This is a genomic window from Thioalkalivibrio sp. XN8 (genome assembly GCF_011058255.1).
Classification (GTDB): domain Bacteria; phylum Pseudomonadota; class Gammaproteobacteria; order Steroidobacterales; family XN24; genus XN24.
The window spans coordinates 59,724-76,376 of record NZ_JAALFH010000067.1 but is presented as its reverse complement, the minus strand read 5'-3'; the positions used below and the strand labels follow the sequence as shown (position 1 = coordinate 76,376).

General features: G+C 69.6%; 12 protein-coding genes and 1 other RNA gene. 2 read left to right on the top strand and 11 right to left on the bottom strand.

Annotation, left to right across the window (positions count from 1 at the left end):
- Window positions 1–5 precede the first annotated feature (5 nt).
- The 3 genes from G6N75_RS12640 to ffs all read right to left on the bottom strand — a co-directional run bounded on the left by G6N75_RS12640 (window position 6) and on the right by ffs (window position 2,094).
- Window positions 6–332, bottom strand: a complete 327-nt coding sequence (locus G6N75_RS12640) for a YbaB/EbfC family nucleoid-associated protein (protein ID WP_165348728.1) — start codon at window positions 330–332, stop codon at window positions 6–8.
- A gap of 24 nt (window positions 333–356) precedes the next feature.
- Window positions 357–1,913: a DNA polymerase III subunit gamma/tau gene (gene dnaX / locus G6N75_RS12635; protein WP_165348727.1), complete on the bottom strand. Its 1,557-nt coding sequence runs from the start codon at window positions 1,911–1,913 to the stop codon at window positions 357–359.
- 84 nt (window positions 1,914–1,997) lie between these two features.
- An RNA gene (gene ffs / locus G6N75_RS12630) (signal recognition particle sRNA small type) lies at window positions 1,998–2,094 on the bottom strand.
- A gap of 130 nt (window positions 2,095–2,224) precedes the next feature.
- Here ffs and G6N75_RS12625 point away from each other — a divergent pair.
- Complete coding sequence (locus G6N75_RS12625) at window positions 2,225–3,685, top strand: DUF3300 domain-containing protein (protein WP_165348726.1); 1,461 nt, start codon at window positions 2,225–2,227, stop codon at window positions 3,683–3,685.
- Here G6N75_RS12625 and dauA read toward each other — a convergent pair.
- The 5 genes from dauA to G6N75_RS12600 form a co-directional block, all read right to left on the bottom strand.
- Window positions 3,682–5,451: a C4-dicarboxylic acid transporter DauA gene (dauA, locus tag G6N75_RS12620; protein WP_240901130.1), complete on the bottom strand. Its 1,770-nt coding sequence runs from the start codon at window positions 5,449–5,451 to the stop codon at window positions 3,682–3,684. The genes G6N75_RS12625 and dauA overlap by 4 nt on opposite strands.
- A gap of 47 nt (window positions 5,452–5,498) precedes the next feature.
- Window positions 5,499–7,532 carry a S9 family peptidase gene (locus G6N75_RS12615; protein WP_165348725.1) on the bottom strand — a complete coding sequence of 678 codons (2,034 nt, stop codon included), beginning with the start codon at window positions 7,530–7,532 and terminating at the stop codon, window positions 5,499–5,501.
- Window positions 7,533–7,595: 63 nt separating this feature from the next.
- Window positions 7,596–8,660: a homoserine O-acetyltransferase gene (gene metX / locus G6N75_RS12610; RefSeq protein ID WP_165348724.1), complete on the bottom strand. Its 1,065-nt coding sequence runs from the start codon at window positions 8,658–8,660 to the stop codon at window positions 7,596–7,598.
- Window positions 8,660–9,967: an O-acetylhomoserine aminocarboxypropyltransferase/cysteine synthase gene (locus G6N75_RS12605; RefSeq protein ID WP_165348723.1), complete on the bottom strand. Its 1,308-nt coding sequence runs from the start codon at window positions 9,965–9,967 to the stop codon at window positions 8,660–8,662. The genes metX and G6N75_RS12605 overlap by 1 nt, the downstream gene beginning before the upstream one ends.
- A 107-nt stretch (window positions 9,968–10,074) precedes the next feature.
- Complete coding sequence (locus tag G6N75_RS12600) at window positions 10,075–10,884, bottom strand: DUF3943 domain-containing protein (protein WP_165348722.1); 810 nt, start codon at window positions 10,882–10,884, stop codon at window positions 10,075–10,077.
- A 16-nt stretch (window positions 10,885–10,900) separates the two neighbouring features.
- On the opposite strand from G6N75_RS12600, the gene G6N75_RS12595 reads away from it, so the two are divergent.
- A complete protein-coding gene (locus G6N75_RS12595; protein WP_165348721.1) occupies window positions 10,901–11,890 on the top strand; it encodes a DUF3187 family protein in 990 nt (329 codons plus the stop codon).
- Here G6N75_RS12595 and G6N75_RS12590 read toward each other — a convergent pair.
- The 3 genes from G6N75_RS12590 to G6N75_RS12580 all read right to left on the bottom strand — a co-directional run bounded on the left by G6N75_RS12590 (window position 11,863) and on the right by G6N75_RS12580 (window position 16,295).
- Entirely contained in the window at window positions 11,863–13,176 is a 1,314-nt protein-coding gene (locus tag G6N75_RS12590; RefSeq protein ID WP_206203116.1) for an MFS transporter, read from the bottom strand. The two genes, G6N75_RS12595 and G6N75_RS12590, sit on opposite strands and share 28 nt — an antisense overlap.
- A gap of 32 nt (window positions 13,177–13,208) precedes the next feature.
- The gene (locus G6N75_RS12585; protein ID WP_165348720.1) at window positions 13,209–13,631 is read right to left on the bottom strand and encodes a hypothetical protein; all 423 of its coding nucleotides are present in this window, start codon (window positions 13,629–13,631) and stop codon (window positions 13,209–13,211) included.
- Window positions 13,632–13,736: 105 nt separating this feature from the next.
- On the bottom strand, window positions 13,737–16,295 hold the full coding sequence (locus G6N75_RS12580) for an EAL domain-containing protein (protein WP_165348719.1): 2,559 nt from the start codon (window positions 16,293–16,295) through the stop codon (window positions 13,737–13,739).
- Window positions 16,296–16,653: the final 358 nt, after the last annotated feature.

The following is a 16,653-nucleotide window of genomic DNA, read 5'->3' as shown; positions in this document are numbered from 1 at the left end:
CGGCGTCAGAACGGGAGTTTCATGCCCGGCGGGAGCCCCAGCCCGGCCGTCATCCCGGAATATTTCTCCTGCACCGTCCGCTCGACCTTGCGCAGCGCGTCGTTGACCGCCGCCGCCACGAGGTCCTCCAGCATCTCCCGGTCATCGCTGAGCAGTTCCGGATCGATCTTGATCCCGCGCACCTCGTGCTTGCAGCTCATGGTGACCTTCACCATGCCGCCGCCGGCTTCACCCGTGACTTCCAGCGCCTCCAGCTCCGCCTGGGCCTTCTTGAGGTTGTCCTGCATCTGCTGGGCCTGGCGCATCAGCTGTCCCATCTGGCCTTTCATCAATCTGGCTCCTCTGGTCTCGTTGCTTTAATCCGCCGGCCGGATACTGCCGCCGTCCACCGTGGCATCGAACACCTGCTCCAGTTCCTTCAGCAGCGGATCGGTAGCGATCGCCTGCTCAGCCTGGCGCTGGCGCTCGGCCGCCAGGCGCCGCTCACGGTCGGCCGGCGTTTCCTCGCCGGGGCGGGAAAACTCCAGCTGGAGCCGCAGCTCGGTGCCGAAATAGCCGGCCATGGCTTCCCGCAGCCGTTCCTGCTGCGCGGGCGTCGCGAGGATCTCATGGACGCGGTCGATCTCCAGCCGGACCAGCGCGCCGTCGCGCGCCACCAGGCTGCAGTGCCGCGCGAGCTGGCGGGTCGCGCCCGCCAGGCCCATGCGCTCGATCGTCTCCTCCCACGATTCGTCCGCGCTCGCCTTTCGGGCGGGGCCGTCGGGCTGCGGCGGGGCGGCCTGCTCCGGCGCAGCCGGCGCCGCCCGGGCAGGCGGGGCGGTACCCGCTTCGGCATAGCGGAAGGCCAGCATGCGCAGCAGTACCATTTCGCAGCCGGCCCGCGGCGACGGTGCGAGCGGCAGGTCGCGGCGGCCGGATACGGCGATCTGGTACCACAGCTGCAGGTCCTCGGGCGCCGCCTGGTTGGCGATGGGCCGGGCCCGCGGCGTCAGCCCGTCCTCGTCGTCCTCGAGATCGGGAACCGCCTGCAGCACCGCCGCCCGCTGCAGCAAGGCGGCCAGCGTCCCCAGCAGCTCGAAGTAGTCCGGGACCCGTTCGTCGAGCCCGGCCACCTCGGCCAGCAGCCCCGGCGCGTCCCCCGCGACCACGGCCTCCAGCACGCGCACCGCGCATTCGCGATCGACCGTGCCCAGCATCGCGGCCACGTCTGCCTCCGCCAGCCGGCCGCCGCCGTGGGAAGCGGCCTGGTCGAGCAGGCTGAGCGCGTCCCGCAGGCTGCCGTCGGCCGCGCGCGCCAGCAGGTCCAGCGCCGGCGGTTCGAACTCCAGCCCCTCGTTCTCCGCGACCAGCTTGAGCCGCTCCCGGATCATGGCGACCGGCAGGCGCTTGAGGTTGAACTGGAGGCAGCGCGAGAGCACCGTCATCGGCAGGTTCTGGGGGTCCGTCGTGGCCAGCAGGAACTTCACGTGCGGCGGGGGTTCCTCCAGGGTCTTCAAGAGCGCGTTGAAGGAGTGCTTGGACAGCATGTGGACCTCGTCGATGAGGTACACCTTGTAGCGGCCGCGGGCCGGGCTGTACTGCACGTTGTCCAGCAGGTCGCGCGTATCCTCGACCTTGGTGCGCGAGGCGGCGTCGACCTCGATCAGGTCGACGAACCGGCCGTCGTCGATGTCGCGGCACGCGGAACACTGCCCGCAGGGAGTGGACGACACGCCCTGCTCGCAGTTCAGGGCCTTGGCCAGGATCCGCGCGATGGTGGTCTTGCCCACGCCCCGGGTGCCGGTGAACAGGTAGGCGTGGTGCAGCCGGTCGTGGTCCAGCGCGTGCACCAGCGCGCGCAGTACATGCTCCTGGCCCACCAGGTCGGCGAATACGCGGGGACGCCACTTGCGGGCAAGCGCTTGGTAACTCATGGACTGGGCGGTGCACCGTTCCGATACAGGAAGGGCGAGAGTTTATCATCCCGCCGGCGGGATTCCGCCGGAGAGGGTGGCGGCCCGCACCAGCCACACCCCGGCGCCCGGCGTCGCCGCTACCGTTGCTCCCTTCCGGGCCTGGCGGGGTTCACGGCTGGCCGTCGCGAGGGGACCGGCGCGGGCCACCATTGACGAGTTCCCGGCGTGGTACCGGGGGGCGCCTATGGTAACCGGAAAGGCGCTCTCGTTGCCGCACGTTCAGGTTCGGCGTGGTAGTTTGCAGCCATGGGATGAACCAGGAGTCCGCCATGATTACGACAGCCCGCCGGATGCTCGCCCTCGCCGCCCTGTGCGGCGCGGCCGTCCTGCTGTCGCCCGCCGGCGCCCAGGAATATATCGTCGAGCCGATCGACGACGGTGCGGCGGCCGTCCAGCAGCCGTTCACTGAAGCCGAGCTCGACCAGCTGCTGGCGCCCATCGCCCTGTATCCGGACGCCCTGTTGTCCCAGGTATTGGTCGCCGCGACCTACCCGCTGGAGGTGGTGGCGGCCGCGCGCTGGTCGCGCGCGAATCCCACACTCGAGGGCGAGGCCGCAGTCGCCGCCGTCGCCGACCGTGACTGGGACCCGAGCGTGAAGTCCCTGGTGGCGTTCCCCGACCTGCTGGCGCGCATGGACGCGGACCTCGAGTGGACGCAACGCCTCGGCGAGGCGATGCTGCTGCAGGAAAGCGACGTGATGGCCTCGATCCAGTTCCTGCGGGCCAAGGCCGAGGAAGCCGGCACCCTGGCGGACACGGAACAGGTGCGCGTGGTGCGGGAGGAGCGCACCATCATCATCGAGCCGGCCCGGGAGCGCGTGGTCTACGTGCCTTATTACGACACCCGCGTCGTCTACGGACCCTGGTGGCGCCCGGCCTACCCGCCCATTTACTGGCCGCGGCCGGCGTACTACAGCTACGCCGCCTCGGGCATCTACTGGAGCACGGGCGTCTACGTGCCGGTCGGCTTCTTCCTCACCGATTTCTACTGGCCGCACCGCAGCGTCGTGGTCGTGAACACCCCGCGCTACTACTATCCGCGCTACTACTACCCGGGCCGTTATCACTACGTCCCCGGCGAACGCTGGCGCCACGACCCCTGGCACCGCCGCCACGTGAAGTACCGCCACCCCGAGCTGCGCCAGCGCTACAACTACCGGTCGCCGGGTGCGGGCCGCAGCGAGCAGCGGGTCGAGCACCGCGCCCAGCCGCGGAACTACCGCGAGTTCGACCGCGGCAGCGCCACCGTGCGCAGCACCCAGCGAGTCCGCGGCGCCGAGCCGCCCGACGAGCTGGGGACCGCGACGCCGCCCTCCGCAAGCCGCACCCAGCGCCTTGCCCAATCCGCGCCCGCCGAGCGCGGGGCGCGGGCCGCGCCGCGAGAACGGGTCGAGACCCGGCAGCCGGCCGACCAGGCACAGCGCGTCGAGCGTTCGCTGCGGACCGAATCGCGCCAGCGCTTCACAGCCCCGGCGCGGATCGACACGCGCCAGGCAGCGCCGGCACGGCAGGCCCAACCTCCGCGCCAGGCCGCACCGGCCCGCCAGGCTGCGCCTCCGCGCCAGGCCGCACCCGCCCGCCAGGCTGCGCCTCCGCGCCAGGCGGCGCCAGCCCGCCAGTCAGCCCCGACGCGAGAGCAGCGCGCACCCAGCCGGTCGCGTGCGGAGCCCCAGGGTTCGCGCGGGCGGCCGGCGGGGAACAGCCGCTCCGAGCGGCGCCAGGCCAACTAGCCGGGCGGCGGCTCGCCCGGCCCTGTCCCTGCCGCCCAGCGGGTCGCGCGCGTCACGCCCTGCGGCAGGCTGCGGCAGAAGGCGAGCTCGCCGGCGCGGCGCCGCAGGCCCGCGCGCAACAGCTTCAGGACCATGCGCGGTTGCAGCCCGGCCATCACGATGCCGACGCCCTGGCGGCGCATCTCCTCCGCCAGGGCATGCACCGCGAACACGGCCGTGGCGTCCATGCTGGGCACATCCGTCATGTCCAGCACGATCACGCGCACGCCCGGGTCGACGACCTGCAGCGACGTCACCGCCTTCTCCGCCGCGGCGAAAAATAGCGGCCCGTTGACGTCGTAGACCGCCACCTCTGGCGGCAGGCCACCGCCGCCCGGGCCGGGCGGAACCTGGACGCGGCTGCTGTGGGTGAGGCCCGCCATGCGGCGGATGAACAGCATCGCCGCCAGGCCGACGCCGACGCCCACCGCGAGCACCATGTCGAACAGCACGGTAAGCAGGAAACAGACGAGGAGGATCGCCGCGTCGCCGCGTGGGGCGGAGCGCAGGGTGCGCAGGAACAGGCGGGGCTCGCTCATGTTCCACGCAACCACGAACAACAGCGCCGCCAGCGCCGCCATCGGGACCAGGCCGAGAAGCCCGGCCAGCGCAACGACCGCCAGCAGGACGACCAAGCTGTGCACGACCGCGGCGATCGGCGAGAAAGCGCCGCTGCGGATGCCGGTCGCGGTGCGGGCGATGGCGGCGGTGGCCGTGATGCCGCCGAAAAACGGCGCCACGATGTTCCCGATGCCCTGCCCGATCAGCTCGCTGTTCGGATCATGCCGGGTGCGCGTCAGCCCGTTCGCCATCACGGCGCACAATAGCGACTCGATTGCCGCCAGCAGCGCGATGGTGATGGCCGGTCCCAGCAAGGCTCGAACCAGCCCGAAATCGAGTTGCAGCGGGCGCCCGTCGGCGCCCGGAAATGCCCACGGCCAGGCCGGCAACGGCGGGAACGGCGGAATGCCGCGACCGTCAAGGTCACCGACACGCCAGCTGAAACGATCAGAAACCGTCTCAATACCCCAGCCCAGGTTATTGAAAATCCAAGCTATCAGTGTGGCAATCATCAACGCCACCAGGGGGGCGGGCATGGGCAGCTTCAGGCGCGGCCAGGCGAGCAGCACGCCCAGCGTTGCCAGGCCCAGCGCCAGCTCGGGCAGCTGCAGGCCAGGCAGCGCCCTGGCGATCTCGGCCAGCCTGGCCAGGTAGTCGCGCCCCGCGCCGCCGGCAGGCATCGGCAGCCCCATGAAATCCGGGACTTGCAGCGTCGCGATCACCACGCCGATGCCGGCCGTGAAGCCGAGCACCACGGGATACGGGACGAACTGGATCAGCGCTCCCATCCGCCCGAGCCCCATGGCCACGAGGATGCAGCCTGCCATGATGGTGGCGACGAGCAGCCCGCCGAGACCGTACAGCTGCACGACCGGCAGCAGCACCACGACGAAGGCGGCCGTGGGCCCCGACACATTGAATCTCGAGCCCCCGGTCAGGGCGATGCAGATGCCCGCGATGATGGCCGTATAGAGCCCATGCTGGGGCGGCACGCCGGTGGCGATGGCCAGCGCCATGGCCAGCGGCACCGCCACGATGCCGACCGTCAGCCCGGCCAGGACATCGCGGCGAAGCTCGCCCGCGCCGTAGCCGGCGCGCCACGCGTCGAGGAGGCCGGCCGCGACGCGCGGCATGCGGAAAGCGGACATCGGGGGGCGGGACGCCATCGGCGTTGATCATTGCACGCCGATGACGTCCCGTCGACAAGGCCTGTTCAGTCGGCGGGCTGCAGGAACTCCGCCAGCCAGTCCTTCTTCTCCTGGTACCAGCGCAGCGAGTTGTTCGGCTTGAGAATCCAGTGGTTCTCGTCCGGGTAATACACCAGCCGGCTGCGCACCCCGCGGTTCTGCAGGATGTTGAACAACTCGATGCCGTGGTTCAGCGGCACGCGATAGTCGAGTTGCCCGTGAATCACCAGGGTCGGCGTATCGAAGTTGGCCGCACCCATGTGCGGCGACGACTTCTCGTAGTGGCCCGGCTTCTCCCAGAACTCCCCGTGGCGCCGCTGCGAGGCGCCGTAATCGGCCGCGTACTGCGTCAGCCAGTTGAACACCGCCGCATGCGCCACCAGGGTCTGGAAGGGATGCTCGCGTCCCAGCAGGATCGAGGCCAGGTAGCCGCCGTAGCTGCCGCCGCCCGCCCCCATCCGCTCGCTGTCGATCCAGGGCTTCTCGGCAAACCATTCCGCCGCCTTGATGGTGTCGATATACGGCAGTTCGGACTGGTAGGGATTGATCGAGTCGGTGAAGTCCTGGCCGAAGCCGCTGGAGCCGTGGAAGTTGTGCCAGCCCGTCACGTAGCCCCAGCCCGAAAAGATCTGGGCGTTCCAGCGGAAGTGGAAGCTGTCGGTAATGCCGTTGTGCGGGCCGCCGTGCAGCAGCAGGTAAAGCGGGTACTTCTGCTCCGGATCGAAGCCCGGCGGATAGACCACCCACATCTGCACCGGGTCGCCGTTGGCGCCGGCGTAGGTAACGCTCTCGTAGCGCCCGAAGTCGACGCCGGCCAGGACCTCGTCATTGAAGTCGGAGAGCTTGGTCACCGTGCCGCGGCGCGGGTCGATGCGCACCAGCGTGGGCGGTTCGACAAAGCTCTGGCGCAGCGCCACCAGCGTGCGCCCGTCGTCGGAGAGCTCCAGGCTGCCGAAGCTGTGCTCCCGGGTCAGCGCCGTCGGCTCGCCGCTGCGCACGTCGATGACGTACACGCGGTTGTGGGCGGCATCGTCGATGGCGCTGTAGACCTTCCGGCTGTCCGGCGCCCAGGTGACGCCGCTGACGGTGCGATCGAAGTCCTCGGTGAGCACCCGCTGGCTGTCATCCCGGCGGTTGTGCAACACCAGCCGCGCGCGGTCGGCGTAAAAGCCGGGAATCTGGCGCTGTGAAAAGGCCAGCCACTTCCCGTCCGGGCTGTAGGCGGGGGCAAAGTCGGGCGCCGGGTTGTAGGCGGTCAGGTTGACCGCTTCCCCGCCCGCGGCCGGCAGCACGTACACGTCCGGGTTCGAGGCCGTGCCCGTCAGGTCCGAGTCGGCCACCACCGCGACCTGTTCGCCGTCCGGGGAAATGTCCCAGGTCCCCGTGCCGGCGCCGGTGATCAGCAGGTGCACGCCGGAGCCAGGCGTGATCGGCGCCGGGTCGCCCCCGTCGAGCGCGATCCGGTACAGGTGCGGCTTGCGCTCGCCATGCCAGCGATCCCACCAGCGAATCGGCGCGCGGTCCCAGGCCTGCGCGGAGACCTTGCTGTCTTTCTCCGCCTTGAGCCGCTGCTCCATCTCGGCCCAGTCGGCCGTGTCCTCGTAGACCTGGCTGACGAATGCCAGCCCGGCCGAGTCCGGGAACCACCGGGGCGCGCTCACGCCCGTCGGCACCGAGGTGATGGCCCGCGCCTCGCCGCCGCCGGTCGGGATCACGTACAGCTGCGGCTGTTCATCGTCGCCGCGCTTGGAAATGAAGGCGATGTGGCGGCCATCGGGGCTCCAGGCCGGGCTCGAGTCGCTGCCGCCGTGCGTGGTCAACTGGCGGGCGCCGCTGCCGTCGGTGGCGACCAGCCAGAGGTTGGTGATGCCCTTGTCATCCTCCATCTCGTAGCGGGTGACGGCGACGACGACGTGCTCGCCATCGGGCGAGATCGCGGGGCTGGACAGGCGCTTGAGCTGCCAGAGAGTCTCGGCATCGAGCGGCGTCAGCTCGCTTGCATGGGCCGGGGTGCCAGCGCCGGCGACTAGCGCCAGCAGGAGGACGAGTACCAGACGCATGGGGTTCTCCTCAGGGAAACGCAACAAGAACGGAAAGATACCGCGTACGCAACGCGGAGCCAATCAGCGCGGCCGGAAGGCCAGGAGCATGTCGCTCAGCGTGTCGGTCTCGATCAGGAAGCCGTCGTGTCCGGCCGGGGTGTGCAGCACCTCGTAGTGCGCCTGCGGCAGCAGCTGCGCCAGCTCGTGCTGCTCATGGGGCGGGTACAGCACATCGGAGTCGACCGACACCACCAGCGCCGGGATGCCGATGCCGCCCAGCACCTCGGCATAGCTGCCCCGCCCGCGCGCCAGGTCATGGCTGTCCATGGCCTGGGTCAGGCGCACATAGGTGTTGGCGTCGAAGCGCCGGTACAGCTTCTCGCCCTGGTAATTCAGGTATGAGGCGGCGGCATACTGGCCGTCCCAGTCCTGCAGCTTGCGGCCGAAACGCTGCTCGAAGTTCTCCCAGCTGCGGTAGCTGACCATCGCCATCATGCGCGCGACGGCCAGGCCGTGGCGCGGCGGGCGGTCGGCAGGATAGCGGCCGTCCCGCCACTCGGGATCGAGGTAGATGGCCCGGCGCTGGGCCTCGCCGATGGCAATGCACCAGGCGGAATGCCGGCCCGACACGCCGATGGGCGCAATCGCCGCCACGCGTTCGGGATAAGTGGCGGCCCACTCCAGCACCTGCATGCCGCCCAGCGAAGGCCCGAGCACCAGGGCCAGGCGCTCCACGCCCAGGTGCTCCAGGAGAAGCGCCTGCAGGCGCACCATGTCGCGAATGGTGACCAGGGGGAACCGGCTGCCCCAGGGCTCGCCGTCGCCCGGGTGCGGCTGGATCGGCCCGCTGCTGCCGTAGCAGCCGGCCAGCACGTTGCTGCAGACGATGAAGTCCCGCGCGGGATCGAGCGCCTTGCCGGGACCGAACAGCCCGGCCCACCACACATCCGCGTCGGCGGAGCCCGTCAGCGCGTGGCAGACCAGCACGGCATTGCTGCGGTCGGGCGCGAGCCGGCCCCAGCTGCGGTAAGCCACCTGCACCTCGGCCAGCTCCGCCCCGCTCTCGAGCCGAAAGGGCCGGCCGGGCCGCCATACTTGCGTATCGCGGCCCACCGGCGCCGCGGTGACGAGATCCGTCGCGCTCATCAGCTCGCGGCGGCGACCTGGGCGAAGGCCTGGGCGAAGTCGGCCTTGATGTCCTCGATATGCTCGATGCCGACCGCCACCCGGACGAGGTCCGGGGCGACGCCGGCGGCGCGCTGCTCGGCGTCAGTGAGCTGCTGGTGGGTGGTGCTCGCCGGGTGGATCACCAGGGTCTTGGCGTCGCCGACGTTGGCCAGGTGGCTGGCCAGCTTCACCCCGTTGATGAACTGCTTGCCCGCCTCGAGGCCGCCCTTGATGCCGAAGGTCAGCACGGATCCGAATCCGTGCTGGACATACTCTCGGGCGCGCTGGTGGAAGGGATGGGACTCCAGCCCGAGGTAATTCACCCGCTCCACCTGCGGCTGCGCCTCGAGCCAGTGCGCGAGCTCGAGCGCGTTGTCGCAATGGCGCTGGACCCGCAGCGACAGGGTTTCGAGTCCCTGCAGGAACAGGAAGGAGTTGAAGGGCGACAGCGCCGGGCCCCAGTCCCTCAGCCCCTCGACTCGCGCCCGGATGATGAAGGCGATGTTGCCGAAGGGCCCGTCGGGGCTGAAAACCTCGGCGAAGTTCAGGCCGTGGTAGCCGGGGGATGGCGTGTGGAAGGCCTTGAAGCGCTCGCCGAACCAGTCGAAGCGCCCGGCGTCCACGATCACCCCGCCGATGGACGTGCCGTGGCCGCCGATCCACTTGGTCGCCGACTGCACCACGATGTCCGCGCCGTGGTCGATAGGCCGGACCAGGTAGCCGGCGCAGCCGAAGGTGTTGTCCACTACCAGCGGCAGGCCATGGCGCCGGGCGATCTCGGCCAGCCGCCGGAAGTCCGGCACCTCGAAGCCGGGGTTGCCGATACTCTCGACGTAGAGTGCGCGCGTGCGCTCGTCGATGGCCCGCTCCCACGCGTCGAAGTCGTCCGTGCCGACGAAGCGGACGTCGATGCCGATGCGCGGGAACTGCACCTTGAACTGGTTCCAGGTGCCGCCGTAGAGGCTGCTGCCCGAGACGATATTGTCGCCGGCTTCCGCCAGCGTCGTGAGCGCCAGGAACTGCGCCGACTGGCCGCTGGCCGTGGCCAGCGCCGCCACCCCGCCCTCGAGCGCCGCCACGCGCTGCTCGAAGACGTCGGTCGTCGGATTCATGATGCGGGTGTAGATGTTGCCGAACTCCTGCAGCGCGAACAGGCGCGCGCCGTGGTCGGCATCCGTGAAGGTGAACGAGGTGGTCTGGTGGATCGGCACCGCGCGGGACTGGGTGCCGGCAGCAGGCGCCTGGCCGGCATGCACCTGGAGGGTTTCGTACCTGGGCTTGCTCATCGTGGCTCCGGGAATTGGATGCGTTGCAACATCGCCCGATTATGCTCACGGATGCGCGCGCGATGCCAGCGGCAGCAGCTGAGTGATCGCTAAATTAGGAGGCGCTCCTACCAGCGGAAGTCGAACCGCAAGCCGTAGACCCGGTCATCCAGGCCGGCATCGCCCGCGAACCGCGGCGTGAAGCCTGGCTGGAGCCCGGTGGTGTACAGCCGGAGCGAGGCTTCCGTTTCTTCCATCCCGACCCAGGACTGGACCTGGCGATTGAGGGCGCCGATCGGATCGGTGAGCACCAGCATTGCCCGGTGGCGCCAGGCCATTTCCTCGCCGGGATCGTAGAGTGCTTCGGTACGGTCGCGCAGGTCCATGAAATACTCGCCCAGGATGATGCCGCCGACCGGCGTGACGACGATGTCCTGCAGGGAAGGCTCTTCGAACAGCGCCTCGACGCCGAACTCGAAGGCCGAGGACATGGCGAAGGAATACCAGAAGGAAGCATACTCGTCGAAACCCCGTTCCCGGGCCCGCACGTAATACGCGGCGCCCCAGTACGGATGGAGCACATAGTTCAGGTAGAAGTCGTCGCTGTCCCACTGCGGGTTTCGGATGTTGTCCCACCATTTGCCGAGCCCGTATTCGGACCTGTCCTCGTCCGTCCAGTTCGTCACGCTCTCGGGCAACACGTAGAGGAAAGCGACCGTTCCCACCTGGTAGGACAACAGGAATGCCGAGTCGCGGCGCAGCCCCTGGCGATCCGGTCCGGCGCTGAGCACCTCGCCGTTCGTCGCCAGCGCCGGCTCCTGGGCGGCGTGCGACGGCGACGGCGACAGCAGCGTGAGCCCGAGCAGCAGCGCCGCCAGGCAACCAGGCGAAAATGGCTTTCGGCGCCTCGATGCGCTACAAAACGTCGACCTCATCATCCAGGCTCCCCCCCGTATGACCCGGCGATTGTACCTGCTGGCGACGATCCTGTTGTGCACAGCCGACGCCGCGGCGCAGCCGGCGCTGCTCGACCTCAGCAACCAGCACCCGCTGGTCCAGGTTTACAGCCTGCCCAATCCCGGGCTCGAATCCTTGCCCGCGCCGGGCCAATGGTCCTGGCGGGCGGACACGCGCCTGAGCAACCATGCCATTGCCGAGGAAAGCGCGGCCGGGGAGCGCATCGTCCTGGACGGCGAAAGCTATCGCAGCCACCTGGTGCTGCGTTACGGGCTGCGTCCCGCCATGGCCTTGTCGGCCACCATCCCGCTGGTGGCGCACAGCACCGGGATGCTCGACAGCTTCATCATCGACTGGCACGACCTGTGGGGGCTGTCCAACCGGCGGCGGAACGCATTCGAGAACAACCGCCTGGACTTCAGCTACTCCCGGGATGGCATTGAGCTGCTGAGCCTGCAGGAACGGCAGCGCGGGCTGGGCGACGTGCGCCTCGACTGGGACTGGGAGCTGCGCGCGGCCGGGGCGGAGCGGCGCGGCCTGGCACTGCGGGCAGGGCTCAAGCTGCCGACGGGCTCAAGCAGCCGCCTGCTCGGCAGCGGCGGCACCGACATCGCGCTGCAGCTGCTCGGCAGCGATCACCGCACGCTGGAGCGCTGGGGCGCCTCGCTGGCCTGGTCGGTCGGCACGCTGTGGCTCGGCGACTCGGAGGTGCTGGATGCTCTGCGCGAGGACCTGGTGGTCATCGGCTCGGCGGGGTTGCGTTGGCCGCTGGGTTCACGACTGGCCGTGCGCGCCCAGCTCGACGTGCATTCGGCCTTTTACGACTCGGAACTCGACGTGCTCGGCAACGGCAGCGTGCAGCTGAGCACCGGTTTCGACTGGCGCTGCGGCGAGCGCCAATGGCTCGAACTGGCGATGATGCAGAACCTGCGGACGGATACTACGCCGGACTTCGGGCTCTACTTGTCCTGGCGCGCCGCGCCGTAGCCGGCGCTCGCCTCGTCCGCTGCTGCCGCCGCAGCCGCCGCCTCCTCGCTCGCTGCTTCCAGTCCCGGCTCGGCCTCGGGCAGCAGTTCCATCGCCGTCGGCGTCGTCCGTACCATGGGATGGAAATGACTCTCCGGCGTCGGCGGGCGCTCGCGCAGGAACATCCGCGCCAGCACGTAGAGACCGAGACCCAGCTGCAGGATCGCGAGCACCCCGGGGAAGGCGGCCGGCCCCAGCTCGGCCATGGCCACGCCGGTCATCGCAGGGCCGATCGCGGCGCCGAGGCCATGCAGCAGCAGCACGGTGCTGCAGGCCGGCAATACATCCTCGGGATCGACGTGATCCAGCAGGTGCGCGACCACCACCGGGTAGACCGCGAAGGCCAGCCCCCCGTAGAGGAAGAAGACACCGTAGAGCCCGGCCGTGGCCGCCGCCGGCAGGGCCACGGCAATCCCTGCCGCTACCGCTGCACCCAGGCATGCCGCCGCCAGCGTGCGGCGCCGGTCGGCACTGTCGGACAGGCGGCCGATGGGCCACTGCAGCAGCGCACCGCCGAGAATCGTGACGGTCATGAACATCGCCACCCCTTCGATGTCGAGACCCACCCGGCCGGCATAAACCGGGCCGAGGCCCCAGAAGCTCCCCGCCGCCAGGCCGGAAACGAGCGCCCCGACCGAGGCCGCCGGGGCCAGGCGGAACATGCGGCCCAGGCCGAGCCGCCCGGCCTCGTGCAGGACGGGCTGGGCCATCCGCGTGGCAGTGACGGGCAACATGGCCAGGCAGACCAGCATGGCCACGATCGAGAACAGGGCGAAGGACTCGGGCGAGCCGAGCCGGAGCAGCTGCTGGCCGAGCGCCAGCGCCACCAGGTTGATCGCCATGTACACGGCGAACACCCGCCCGCGCTGTGTGCCTTCCACCGTGGCGTTGAGCCAGCTCTCGATCACGGTGTACAGGCCGACGACCGCAATGCCCGTGCCGATGCGCAGCAGGCCCCAGCCCCATGGCGTCACCCAGATGGCGTGCAACAGGACGGTGCAGGCGAACAGGGCGCCGAAGAATGAGAAGGACCGAATATGACCCATCCGGCGGATCGCGGGCGGGGCGAGGAAAGTGCCGACGAAAAAGCCGAGAAAGTAGCCCGACATCACCAGGCCCAGCACCTGGTCGCTGAAACCCTCGAGCGAGCCGCGGACGCCGAGCAGCGTGCCGAGCAGGCCGCTGCCGAGCAGCAGCAGGGCGACGCCCGAGAGCAGCGCGCTCAGCTGGACGATGGTGGATAGCATGGAGCCATTCTGTCGGCCGACCTACAGTCGGTTCAAGCGGTACCCCTGCCCGCCTGCTCCTTGCGCCAGCGGCCCCACCGCAACACCCGGCTCACCACGGCCTCGGCGGCCCCGACGGCCGCCGCGTCGTCGGGCTCGATCGCTACCGTGAAGCCCTGCTCACCGGCCAGGCGCGTCTCGCTGTCGTCGACATCGATGAGGGAGTAGCGAAAGCGTCGCCGGAGGCCCTTGAGCAGGGCCATCTTGAGACGGTAATGCATGGCGTCGTCGTCGACGTCGAGATCCGGGCGGTAGAGCTCGACCCGCACGCGGGCGACGGCAGCCCTCGAGGGGGTGGTCTTGCGTGTGTCCTCGACTTCGCTGCCGCGAACGGCCAGCCGCGCGATCGCGAGCGACTCGGGCGAGACAGGATCAGAGGATTTTGCGTCCCCGGCTCTCCTGGTCCTCTGCGGCATGGGTGTCTCCGGCTGGACTTGTTGACCAGGCCAAACTAGTGGGAAGCGGCGGACGATTCCGTGACCGGTGTCACTTAGCCGGGTCTTTCCTTGCCTGGGCGGGTCTCAGGGGCGCTTGCGCAGGGACTTGAGGCGGTCCAGCAGCTGGTTGCTGATCTCGAGGAAAGCACCCAGGACCTCCTCCACGTCCCGCCCCGGTTCGGCCGCCATCTCGGCGATGGCCTCTCGCGCAGCCGTGTGGCTGGCGCGGTGCAGCTCCAGCGCGGGCGCGAAGTCGGGATGGCCGCCGAGCGCGGCCGCCGTGCCGGCATCCTCGAGCCAGAGGCCCAGCCTGCAACAACAGAAATCGAGTTCCGGCGGCGACTTGCGCTCTCCCACGAGAAACTTGCGCAGGGCATTGCGCCAGGCGCGGTGCCCCAGCTCGGCCAGCAGCTCGGGCACGCGCTCGCGAGCCAGCATGTCGCTGTCCGCCCAGCTCTCAGGGGGCCGCCAGGTTTCGGCCCACTGCCGGACCGCGCCCGCCGGCATCGGCCGGGCCACGGCATAGCCCTGCCCGAAGTCGCAGCCCAGTTCCAACAGGAGCCGGCCGTGCACCTCGGTTTCGACGCCTTCGGCGATCACCCGCCGGCTGAAGCTCTCCGCCAGGCGGCAGATACTGTCCACGATGACCGCGTGCTCCTGGTCGTCCAGCAGGTCGCGCACGAAACTCTGGTCGATCTTGATAATGCGGGCGGCCAGCTGCTTGAGAAACGTCAGTGAGGAGAAGCCGGTGCCGAAGTCGTCCAGCGCGACCTGGACGCCCATCTCGTCCAGGCGCGCCACCATCGCGGCGACCCGCGGCATGTCCCGCATCGCCCCGGTCTCTACGACCTCGATCCTGAGCTGCTCCCGCCGCACGCCCCGGTGAGCCCGGAACTCGCGCTCCAGGCGCGGAATGAACTCGGGGTCGTGCAGCTGGTCGCTGGTCACGTTCACGCTGACCGTGGTCTCGAAACCCTCGGCTTTCCAGGCGTGCAACTGCGCCAGCGCCATGGAGATCACGTGGTCGCCCAGCTCGATGGCGAGCGGGTGGCCTTCCAGCAGGGGCACAAACTGGGCCGGCGGCACCAGGCCTGCGCCGGGCCGCTGCCACCGCACCAGGGCCTCGAAACCGCGCACTTCGCCGGTGCGCATGTTCACTTTCGGCTGGTAGTACAGCAGGAGCTGGTCGTCGGCGATCGCCCGGCGGATCTCTTCCAGCTGGGCCCGGTGCTCCCGCGTGCTCTCGTCCAGTTCGGCATCGAAGAAGGTGTAGCAATTCTTGCCCGAGAGCTTCGACTGGTACATGGCCTGGTCGGCCTGGCGCAGCAGCTGCTCGGCGTCGATGGCGGCATGTTGCGGGTAGGTCGCCACCCCGATGCTGGCCGTGGGGATGAACCCGTCTGCACCCGCGGGCGCCGAGACCTGGGTCATCAGGCGCTCGAGCGCCGCCCTGAAGTCGTCGTCGTCGGCATCACCATGAAACATACAGGCAAACTCGTCCCCGCCCGTGCGGGCAACATCGTCGCTGCCGCAGGTCCGTACCAGCCGCGCGGTAATTTCCATGATCAGGCGATCGCCGAACTCGCGCCCGCGCTCCTCGTTGATCCGGGCCAGGCCGTCGACATCGACATAGGCGACGGCCAGGCGCTCGCCCCGCTGGCGGCAGTTTTCCATGCGCTCGGCCAGCTGCCGCGCGAAGGCCTTCCGGTTGGGCAGGCCGGTCAGCACGTCGTGGCTGTCGATGTACGCCAGCTGCTCCTGCTGCGTTTTTTGCTGGGTAATGTCGACGTCGATGCCGGCGATCGCCAGTGGCTTGCCCGCGCCATCCCGGCGGATGACCCGGCCCAGGCTGCGCACCCAGATCCAGCGTCCATCCTGGTGACGGATCCGGTACTCGGCCTCGAAGGCCGGCAGTCGCCCGGCCAGGCAGTCCTCCAGGATGGCGCCCACATGTTCCCGCTCGTCCGCATGCGCCAGCGCCTGCCGCTCCGCCAGGGTCAGGCACGCGACCTCGCGGGGGGCATAACCCAGCATCCGGGCCCACCACTCGCTGACGCGCACCGTCCCTTCCCGGATATTCCATTCCCACGCCCCGGCGTTCGCGGCTTCCAGCGCGGTCTCGAGGCGCTGCTGCTGGTCTTGCAGCGCGGCTTCGTAGGACTTGCTCGCAGTGATGTCCTGGACGGTCCCGAGCGCCCGCAGCGCCCGACCGTCGGGAGCGCGCTCGATCTGGGCCAGTTCCCTGAGCCAGCGTTCCCGGCCGTCGACATTGACCCGGTAACTGACATCGTAGCGGGCGGCGGGCACGGCGAGCGCCGCCTCCCACGCCGCGAGCACGCGCCGGCGGTCCTCCGGACGCAAATGGCTGAGGGACTCGCGGAAGCTGAGCGGCTCGCCGCTGGCAAAGCCGAACATCCGGTAAGTTTCGCCGATCCACTCGATCCGGTCGCGCTCGATATCGATCTGCCAGGCGCCGAGCCCGGCAATATTCTGGGCTTCCAGCAGCTGGCGGGTGCGCTGGTCGACCTTGCGCGCGAGCCGCTGCCGCCAGTCCCGCAGCATGTGGCGAGCCTGCTCGGGAGTGACCATGATGAAGTCGGGCGGGTTGCGCTCCACGGCTGCCAGGGCATCCGCCTCGCTCATGCAATGGGCCACCCGATAGCCATGTTGACCCAGGATCTCGACCAATAGCTCAGGGCTCGCCGACGGGTCATCGACGACCAAGATTGTTGGCCGGGAATCGAGTTCTGGCATCCCCCACTTCCACCTGAAGCACAAGTTCCGATCCACGCGAGCCGGACCGGACCGTCCGGGCATTCTAGAGCAACTGGAGTTGTACCGGGGGAGCGCATTCGGGCTGGCGCCGCCCGGAAAGGCGATCGAGAGGGCGGGATGGGACGCCCTGGCGGGCGTCGCCTCGGCCTGGCGGCCTCGGCTTCGAACCCGGGACTTGAATGGCGGAGAGGGCGGGATGGGACGCCCTGACGGGCGTCGCCTCGGC

Coding starts and splice junctions, on each gene's coding strand:
- dnaX (WP_165348727.1), bottom strand. CDS start 1,913: ATGAGTTACCAAGCGCTTGCCCGCAAGTGGCGTCCCCGCGTATTCGCC.
- G6N75_RS12625 (WP_165348726.1), top strand. CDS start 2,225: ATGATTACGACAGCCCGCCGGATGCTCGCCCTCGCCGCCCTGTGCGGC.
- dauA (WP_240901130.1), bottom strand. CDS start 5,451: ATGGCGTCCCGCCCCCCGATGTCCGCTTTCCGCATGCCGCGCGTCGCG.
- G6N75_RS12615 (WP_165348725.1), bottom strand. CDS start 7,532: ATGCGTCTGGTACTCGTCCTCCTGCTGGCGCTAGTCGCCGGCGCTGGC.
- metX (WP_165348724.1), bottom strand. CDS start 8,660: ATGAGCGCGACGGATCTCGTCACCGCGGCGCCGGTGGGCCGCGATACG.
- G6N75_RS12605 (WP_165348723.1), bottom strand. CDS start 9,967: ATGAGCAAGCCCAGGTACGAAACCCTCCAGGTGCATGCCGGCCAGGCG.
- G6N75_RS12600 (WP_165348722.1), bottom strand. CDS start 10,884: ATGATGAGGTCGACGTTTTGTAGCGCATCGAGGCGCCGAAAGCCATTT.
- G6N75_RS12595 (WP_165348721.1), top strand. CDS start 10,901: ATGACCCGGCGATTGTACCTGCTGGCGACGATCCTGTTGTGCACAGCC.
- G6N75_RS12590 (WP_206203116.1), bottom strand. CDS start 13,176: ATGCTATCCACCATCGTCCAGCTGAGCGCGCTGCTCTCGGGCGTCGCC.
- G6N75_RS12585 (WP_165348720.1), bottom strand. CDS start 13,631: ATGCCGCAGAGGACCAGGAGAGCCGGGGACGCAAAATCCTCTGATCCT.
- G6N75_RS12580 (WP_165348719.1), bottom strand. CDS start 16,295: ATGAGCGAGGCGGATGCCCTGGCAGCCGTGGAGCGCAACCCGCCCGAC.